This is a genomic window from Terrabacter sp. P5_B1, assembly GCF_056400505.1.
Map to the genome: position 1 here is coordinate 1 of NZ_JBFULD010000216.1, position 7,338 is coordinate 7,338.

The window sequence follows — 7,338 nt, forward strand, 5'->3', positions numbered from 1 at the left end:
AGGTACGACGGTCCGAGACAGCCGCACTCTCCGAGGATCCACGCACATCTCGCACGGTGTGCCGCTGGCCTGTTGGTGTGCGGCTGGCGGTGACGTGTTCGCGGGGTCAGGCCGCCCGGCGCGCAGACCGGGCCACCGCGGCATCGATCCGACGGCGGATGTCGCCCGGGGCGTCGAGCTGTGACCAGACCACCCGCACGACCTCGAAGTGCTCGTCGCGGATCGCATCCTCGCGCACCTTCTCGGCGAACAGCGGGTTGTCGACGCCCTTCTCGGCGCGGTCGTCGACGCGCGTGCTGGTGCGCGACGAGGAGTACTTGACGGCGCCGTCGAACTCGAGCACGACGGAATGACCGTCGAGGAGGGCGTCGACACGCTTGGCTCCCAGCCGGGTGTGAATCCACACCTGTGGCGTGGCGGCTACCCCTAGGTCGCGGAGCACGGCTGCGAGCCGGGTCTCCCCCGGCGACTCGTGCCGGCCGTCGGCGTGTGCCAACGCGGCGCGGACCGGCGCGACCCCGGTGCGGCCTGCGAAGAGCCGGAGCGCCCGCTCGAGCCCCGCCGGTGTGACGAGTTCGGCGTAGAGGGCGGCGTCGGCTGCGATGAGAGCGTCCATGGGACCGTTGACGATGCCGGTCTGCACGATCGCTCCGGCGATCGACGTCCCCGGCCCGAGCGGCGTGTCCCGAACCTGCAGCCCCGCGATCGCCGGATGCACGCGGTAGCCATCTCGAGATCGTGACCCTCGGTCGGTGACTCGGGTCAGGTGCACGCGGGACAGGTCGGCGCGCCAGACAGGGATCCCGACCATGAGAAGGCGCGAGTGGTGGCTCGCGGCGACCCTGCCGTCGAAGTGGCGGAGCAGGGCACGAAGGGTCAGCAGGTGTCGGTCGACCGCATCCTTCGGCGCTCGGGTCGCGAACCAGCCCCGCACGAGGCGGTGCAGGCGTCGACTCCGACAGAGCCCTTCGATGTCGTGCGACGTGAGACCGCGCTCGTGCAGGCTCGCGGCGTCGACCACGTCATCGGCGCAGTACGGCACGAGGTCCATGCCGTGAGCCTGCCCGCGCCGGGTGTGGGGCGCCGGGGTCGCTGCGCGCCTGTGGACGACGCCCGGCGTTCGGCGTGGGGTGTGGACGAGCAGTTTGTCGACCCACGCGAGCGCTGTCGGCACACCCTGCGTACACGAGCACACGGCATACGCGGTGTGGTTCGCCCGGAGGTGTGCGGCTGGATCTCGGGGGGAGGTCAGTGGGCGGCGGCGGAGCRACGTGGCAGGACGTGCAGGACCGCCACGACGACGGCTCCGACGACGAGGCCGATGGCCGCCGACGCGAGCGTGTTGACGAGCCAGGCGAGCAGCCCGCCGATGCCGGCGACCCCGGCGACGCCCTCCTCGAGGTGGTGGACGAGGTCGTACGGCGCGTGCCAGCCGAGCTCGTCGACCCCGACCAGCAGGATGTGGCCACCGACCCAGAGCATGGCCGCGATGCCGACGGTGGAGAGGACCGAGAGGAGCTTCGGCATCCCCCGGACGAGGCCACGACCGACGCGCTGCGCCACGCCCGAGTCGCGCCCGGCCAGGTGCAGGCCGACGTCGTCCATCTTGACGATGAGCCCGACGACGCCGTAGACGAGCGCCGTGATGAGCAGGGCCACGATGACGAGGATGATCAGGCGCGAGAGGAACGGCTCGGTGTCGACCTCGCCCAGCGCGATGACCATGATCTCGGCCGAGAGGATGAAGTCGGTGCGGATGGCGCCCGAGACGACGGCGTTCTCGTCGACCTCGCCCGCCTCGGCCTCCTCCTCGCGGTGACCCGAGAGGATCTCCCAGACCTTCTCGGCGCCCTCGTAGGCGAGGTAGGCGCCGCCGACCATGAGGATCGGGGTCAGCAGCCACGGCACGAACTGGCTGAGCACCATGATGACCGGCAGGATGATGAGCAGCTTGTTGCGCAGCGAGCCGAGCGCGATCTTCTTGATGATCGGCAGCTCGCGCTCGGGCGCCAGGCCCTCCACGTAGCGTGGCGTCACGGCCGTGTCGTCGACGACGACTCCGGTCGCCTTGACGCTCGCCTTCGCGGCGGCGGCGCCCACGTCGTCGACGGACGCCGCCGCGAGCTTCACGAGCGCCGCGACGTCGTCGAGTAGGGCCACGAGTCCGCCTGCCATGGCGTCATCCTAGGGCGGTCTGGGAGTCGGCTGGGAACGCGCTCAGGCCGGGCCGTCGACCTTGAGTCCGAGCAGCGCGTTCTCGACGACYTCGGCGAGCGCCGGGTGGATCCAGTACTGGCCACGGGCCAGGTCGTGCACCGACGTGCCGAAGGCCATGCCCTGCACGAGCGGCTGGATGAGCGAGGTGGCCTGGGRTCCCATGAGGTGGGCGCCGAGGAGCAGCCCGGTCGTGGGGTCGGCGATGAGCTTGCACACGCCCGTCGTGTCCTCCATGGCCCAGCCGTATGCCGTGTCGCCGTACGCCTGGACGTAGGTGACGTGGGCGCGCCCCTGCTCGATGCACTCCTGCTCGGTCAGCCCGACGGTCGCGATCTGGGGGTGGCTGAAGACCCCCGAGGGCACGTGCTCGAGCGGCAGCCGGCGCAGGTCGTCGGGGTGCGCCAGGTTGTGCGCGATGGTCCGCGCCTCCGCGTTGGCGACGTGCTTGAGCTGGTAGGGGGCACTGACGTCGCCGAGGGCCCAGACGCCCGGGGCGCTGGTGCGCCCGTGGTCGTCGACCTCGATCCGTCCGTCGTCGAGCAGCTGCAGGCCGCCGGCATCGGCGCCGAGTTCGGCCGTGTTGGGCTGGCGGCCGGTCGCGACGAGGAGGAGGTCGGCATCGACGACCGCGGTGCTGTCGAGGTGGAGGCGCACCCCCGCTCCCCCGGCGCCGCGCTCGACGCGGACGACGTTCGTGCCGGTGCGCACGTCCCACTGCTCGCGGGCGAGGTCGGTGAAGCGCTGCGCGATCTCGGAGTCGAGGTGCCGCAGCAGGACCGACGACCGCGCCAGGATCGTCACGTGCACGCCGAACGATGCGAAGACGTGGGCCATCTCGGCGGCGATGAAGCCGCCCCCGATGATCGCGAGCCGTTCGGGCAGCGCGTCGATGCGCATCACCGTGTCGGAGGTGTGGAAGGGCACCCCGGACTCGGTGACGACGTCGGGCACGACGGGGTGGGCGCCGGCGGCGACGACCACCTGGTCGGCCGTCAGCGTCTCCTCGCGGCCGTTCCCGAGGGCGACCGTGAGCGTGCGATCGCCGGTGAATCGCGCATGGCCGAGGTAGGCCGTGGTGTTGGGTCCCTCCGCGCGGTAGCGCCGACCACCCTCCGAGATGGGGTCGATGCGTCCGAAGACGCGGTCGCGCACGTCGGTCCAGCGCACGCCCTGCAGCGTGGCGTCGACGCCGTATCGGCCGGCCTCCCGGACGTCGCGCGCCATGTCCGCCGCGTAGACGAACATCTTCGTCGGGATGCAGCCGACGTTGAGGCAGGTCCCGCCGAACGTCCCGCCCTCGATGATCGCGACGCGCTTGTCGTCGAAGTCGGGCGTCACGAGCGAGTTGCCCGATCCGCTGCCGATGATGGCCAGGTCGAAGTGCTGCGTCACCGGGGCAGCCTACGTGGGACTCCCCGCCGTCCTGGAACGGACACCGGCGCTGCGGGCACGGCAGGGCCGTATACGCCCTCGGTGGGTCGAACGGTCAGTCCCCGCGGGCGCCCCGCAGCAGCCGCACGTGCGGCGACGTCGCGGGGTCGAAGCCGAAGCCGAGCGCGAGGTAGGTCGCGGCATAGTCCGTGAGGGCGACGTGGTGGGCGAGGCGCAGCAGCGGGTCGGCCGCGGGGGCATCGACGAGCGACGCGCGCACACCGGCGTCCTCGGCGACGGAGACGATGGTGTCGGCCAGCCCGTGCCCGTCACCGGGTGAGGTGTCGCGCAGCATGATGAGGCGCAGCGGCGCCCTGGTCGGGCCGTCGAGGAAGGGGTCGGCGAAGATGTCGTCGCTGCCGCCCCCGCCCGACTGGCCCGGGGCCAACGGCCCGTCGAAGCAGGCGACGATCTGGCTCGCGGCGTCCGGCAGGCACCCGTGGGCGACGGGCACCCGACCGGTGCGACCGAACATCGCGGCGGCCCGGCGAGCGGTGACGTCGCCGAACGGCCCCTCGCCGAGGACGATGGGGGTCGACTCGGCGAGCTCGGTCGCGAGGATCTTCGCCGGGTTGACGAACGACTCGGACGACGGCCTCGCGTCGGTGGCCGTGCGGTCGAGGAGGTCGGCGAGCTCGGACAACGTCTCGTGGCTGACGGAGGCGATGCCCAAGGCATCGGCGGCGAGCAGCGCCGGGGTGGCCTGCGCCCACACCGAGGTGCGTGACGAGGCTCCGCTGACGGCGATCGGCACGTGCACGCCGTKGGACCGCGCGCAGACGTCGGCGAGCGGGGAGTCCGCGGCACCGACCGTGACGAGGAACGCGCCCCGCCGTGCTGCCTCGGCGGCGAGGGCGAGGGTGCCCGCCGCGCGACCGGACTGCGACACGGCGATCACGACGTCGAGGGCGCCCACCCACCCCGGCAAGGAGCCGGACGAGCAGCTCTGGACCGGGAGGGCGGCCGCGCCGCGCGAGACGGCCTCGAAGAGGTCGGCCACGGCGCCGGAGCCGCCTGCGGCTGCGACGACGACACCCCGCGGCTCGACGTCCCGCAGCCGGTCGAGACCGGCCTCTCCGGCGGCGGACATCGTGCGCCGCACCTGGGCACCGGCCCCGGCGAGGGCGCGGAGCGTGTCGCCGGAGTCGAGGGACGCCAGGGCGCCCTCGTCATCGAGGCGACCCTCGTCGAACACGGCGCCCATCGGGCTCAGCCGTCGGTGCGTCGGGCGAGGTCGACGAGGAGGACGGGGACGCCGCCCTCGACGGGGTAGGCGAGCTGGCAGGTGGGGCAGCGCAGCTCGGTGACCGCGGCACCGGGCGCGTCGGTGGCGACCGCGTCGATGACCTCGCCCTTGCACTGCGGGCACCGGATGATGCCGCGCAGCCACGGCTCGATGGTCGGCTGACTCTGGTTCACGAAGCGTCTCCTGCGTCCTGGGCGGTGGTGGAACCGCCCTCGTCTGTGGCGTCGGCGGCGCCCGACCGGATGAGGGCGAGCAGCTCGTCGCGCACCCCCTGCATGGTTTCACGGTCGGCCGCCTCGACGTTGAGCCGCAGCAGCGGCTCGGTGTTGGAGGCCCGCACGTTGAACCACCACATCGGCGTCTGCCCCTGGGGGCTGCTGACGGTGAGTCCGTCGAGCACGTCGGTGGTGGCCCCGCGCACCTGCGCCCAGGCCCGAACCTGCTCGACGACCGCAGCCTGGTCGGTCACGGTCGAGTTGATCTCACCCGAGGCGACATAGCGCTCGTACTCGGCACAGAGCTCGGACAGCGGGGCGTCCTGCTCGCCGAGGGCGGCGAGCACGTGCATGGCCGCGAGCATCCCGGTGTCGGCGAACCAGAAGTCGCGGAAGTAGTAGTGCGCCGAGTGCTCGCCGCCGAAGACGGCGCCGGCCCGGGCCATCTCGGCCTTGATGAACGAGTGGCCCACCCGGGTGCGCACCGGCGTCGCGTCGGCCTCGAGCACGATCTCGCGGACCGCCGCGCTCGAGATGACGTTGTGCACGATGGACACGGTGGTGTCGCCACCGGCGCGTGCCCGGTTGATCTCGCGCACCGCGACGAGACCCGTCACGGCACTCGGGGAGACGGGCTCGCCGTCGGCGTCGACGACGAAGCAGCGGTCTGCGTCACCGTCGAAGGCGAGCCCGATGTCGGCGCCGTGCTCGCGAACGGCTGCCTGCAGGTCGACGAGGTTGGCGGGATCGAGCGGGTTGGCCTCGTGGTTGGGGAACGTGCCGTCGAGCTCGAAGTAGAGCGGGACGATCTCCAGGGGCAGCTGGGCCAGCCCGGCGCCCGTCCCGAGCACGGCAGGGACGGTGTGACCGCCCATCCCGTTGCCGGCGTCGACGACGACCTTGAGCGGCCGCGAGCCGGAGAGGTCGACGAGGCTGCGCAGGAACGCGGCGTAGTCACCGAGCAGGTCGCGGGTCGTCACGGACCCGGGGCCGCCGGCAGGACGGGCCAGGCCCGAGCCGCCGTCGAGCATCCACTGCGCGAGGTCACGGATCTCGGCGAGGCCGGAGTCCTGGCCGACCGGACGCGCTGCCGAGCGGCACAGCTTGATGCCGTTGTACTGCGCGGGGTTGTGGCTCGCGGTGAACATCGCGCCGGGCAGGTCGAGCGCGCCGCTCGCGTAGTAGAGCCCGTCGGTGGAGCAGAGCCCGATGACGGTGACGTCCACGCCCCGCGAGGTCACGCCGGCGGCGAAGGACGCCGACAGCTCGGGCGAGCTGGGACGCATGTCGTGACCGATGACGACACCATCGGAACCGTCAGGGACGGCCACGACCTCGGCGAACGCGGCTCCGATGGCGTGGGCCACGTCCGGCGAGAGCTGGTCGGGCACCCGTCCACGCACGTCGTAGGCCTTGACGAAGTCTGCGAGGTGGGGCACGCCGAACACCCTAGTGGTCAGGAGTCCTTGAGGATGCGCAGGTGTCCCCGGCGACCGGACTCGACGGCGCCGGATTCGGCCTCGGCGCTCGCCTGGCCGCGTGGGGTCGTGCGGGGCTCGGCCGGTCGGCTGGTACGCGGGCGGCCGGCCTCGCGCACGGCATCCGCCAGCGCGACGAGGTCGTCGGCCGCGAGGGCGGGCTCGGGGAACTCGCCGCCCACGCGCACGACCTCCCAGCCGCGTGGGGCCGTCATGCGCTCAGCGTGCTCGAGACAGAGGTCATAYGTGTGCGGCTCCGCGTAGGTCGCGAGCGGGCCCACCACGACGGCGCGGTCGGCATACGCGTAGGTCAGGGTCGCGACGGCGGGACGCGCACATCCCGTCTTCGAGCAACCACGTGTCAGACCCACGATCCGGGACTCTAGCCCCGCCCTCACCGAGAGGACGAATCACCACGCCGTCCGAGCCTGAGATCAGAGAGGGCGTATGCCGGGCGGTGCGGCGACATGAGCCCTGCCCGTCGATCTAGAGTGTGGTCGTGGACACCGCCTCGCCCCGCACTCCCGGGCGTCGTCGGCGACGCGACCGGCACGGACGTGGGCGCCGCGGCCCACTGGCGTGGCCACCGGTCCCGGCGATGGTCTCGCGCCGCGACGAGTTCGACGACTTCGTCCTCGACGCCGCCGCTCGGCTCGAGGCAACGTGCGGGCGAGCCTTCCCCGCAGTCGAGTTCGCGGTCGAGGACGTGCCCCGGGGCCCGGCCCCCTGGGACCACCGAGAGGTCCCGCTC

At 72.5% G+C, this 7,338-nt stretch carries 7 protein-coding genes and 1 pseudogene; 1 reads left to right on the top strand and 7 read right to left on the bottom strand.

Features of this window, described 5'->3' with window-relative positions:
• Nucleotides 1–106 precede the first annotated feature (106 nt).
• The 7 genes from AC1DP0_RS14985 to AC1DP0_RS15015 form a co-directional block, all read right to left on the bottom strand.
• Nucleotides 107–1,051 carry a hypothetical protein gene (locus AC1DP0_RS14985; protein WP_478085456.1) on the bottom strand — a complete coding sequence of 315 codons (945 nt, stop codon included), beginning with the start codon at nt 1,049–1,051 and terminating at the stop codon, nt 107–109.
• Nucleotides 1,052–1,248: 197 nt separating this feature from the next.
• Entirely contained in the window at nt 1,249–2,175 is a 927-nt protein-coding gene (locus AC1DP0_RS14990) for a DUF808 domain-containing protein (RefSeq protein WP_478085458.1), read from the bottom strand.
• Nucleotides 2,176–2,217: 42 nt separating this feature from the next.
• Nucleotides 2,218–3,609: a mycothione reductase gene (locus tag AC1DP0_RS14995; protein ID WP_478085460.1), complete on the bottom strand. Its 1,392-nt coding sequence runs from the start codon at nt 3,607–3,609 to the stop codon at nt 2,218–2,220.
• 94 nt (nt 3,610–3,703) lie between these two features.
• Nucleotides 3,704–4,852 (bottom strand): SIS domain-containing protein, encoded by a 1,149-nt coding sequence (locus tag AC1DP0_RS15000; RefSeq protein ID WP_478085464.1) that lies wholly within the window; start codon nt 4,850–4,852, stop codon nt 3,704–3,706.
• A gap of 5 nt (nt 4,853–4,857) precedes the next feature.
• Nucleotides 4,858–5,067 carry a Trm112 family protein gene (locus AC1DP0_RS15005; RefSeq protein ID WP_478085466.1) on the bottom strand — a complete coding sequence of 70 codons (210 nt, stop codon included), beginning with the start codon at nt 5,065–5,067 and terminating at the stop codon, nt 4,858–4,860.
• Nucleotides 5,064–6,557, bottom strand: coding sequence for a phosphomannomutase/phosphoglucomutase (locus AC1DP0_RS15010; protein ID WP_478085468.1), 1,494 nt, complete (start codon nt 6,555–6,557; stop codon nt 5,064–5,066). Before AC1DP0_RS15010 ends, AC1DP0_RS15005 begins: the two co-directional genes overlap by 4 nt.
• A gap of 8 nt (nt 6,558–6,565) precedes the next feature.
• Nucleotides 6,566–6,958 (bottom strand): DUF3499 domain-containing protein, encoded by a 393-nt coding sequence (locus tag AC1DP0_RS15015; protein WP_478085470.1) that lies wholly within the window; start codon nt 6,956–6,958, stop codon nt 6,566–6,568.
• 128 nt (nt 6,959–7,086) lie between these two features.
• Between AC1DP0_RS15015 and AC1DP0_RS15020 the strand changes: the two are divergent.
• Nucleotides 7,087–7,338 (top strand): annotated as a pseudogene (locus AC1DP0_RS15020) (metallopeptidase family protein); the annotation flags it as partial.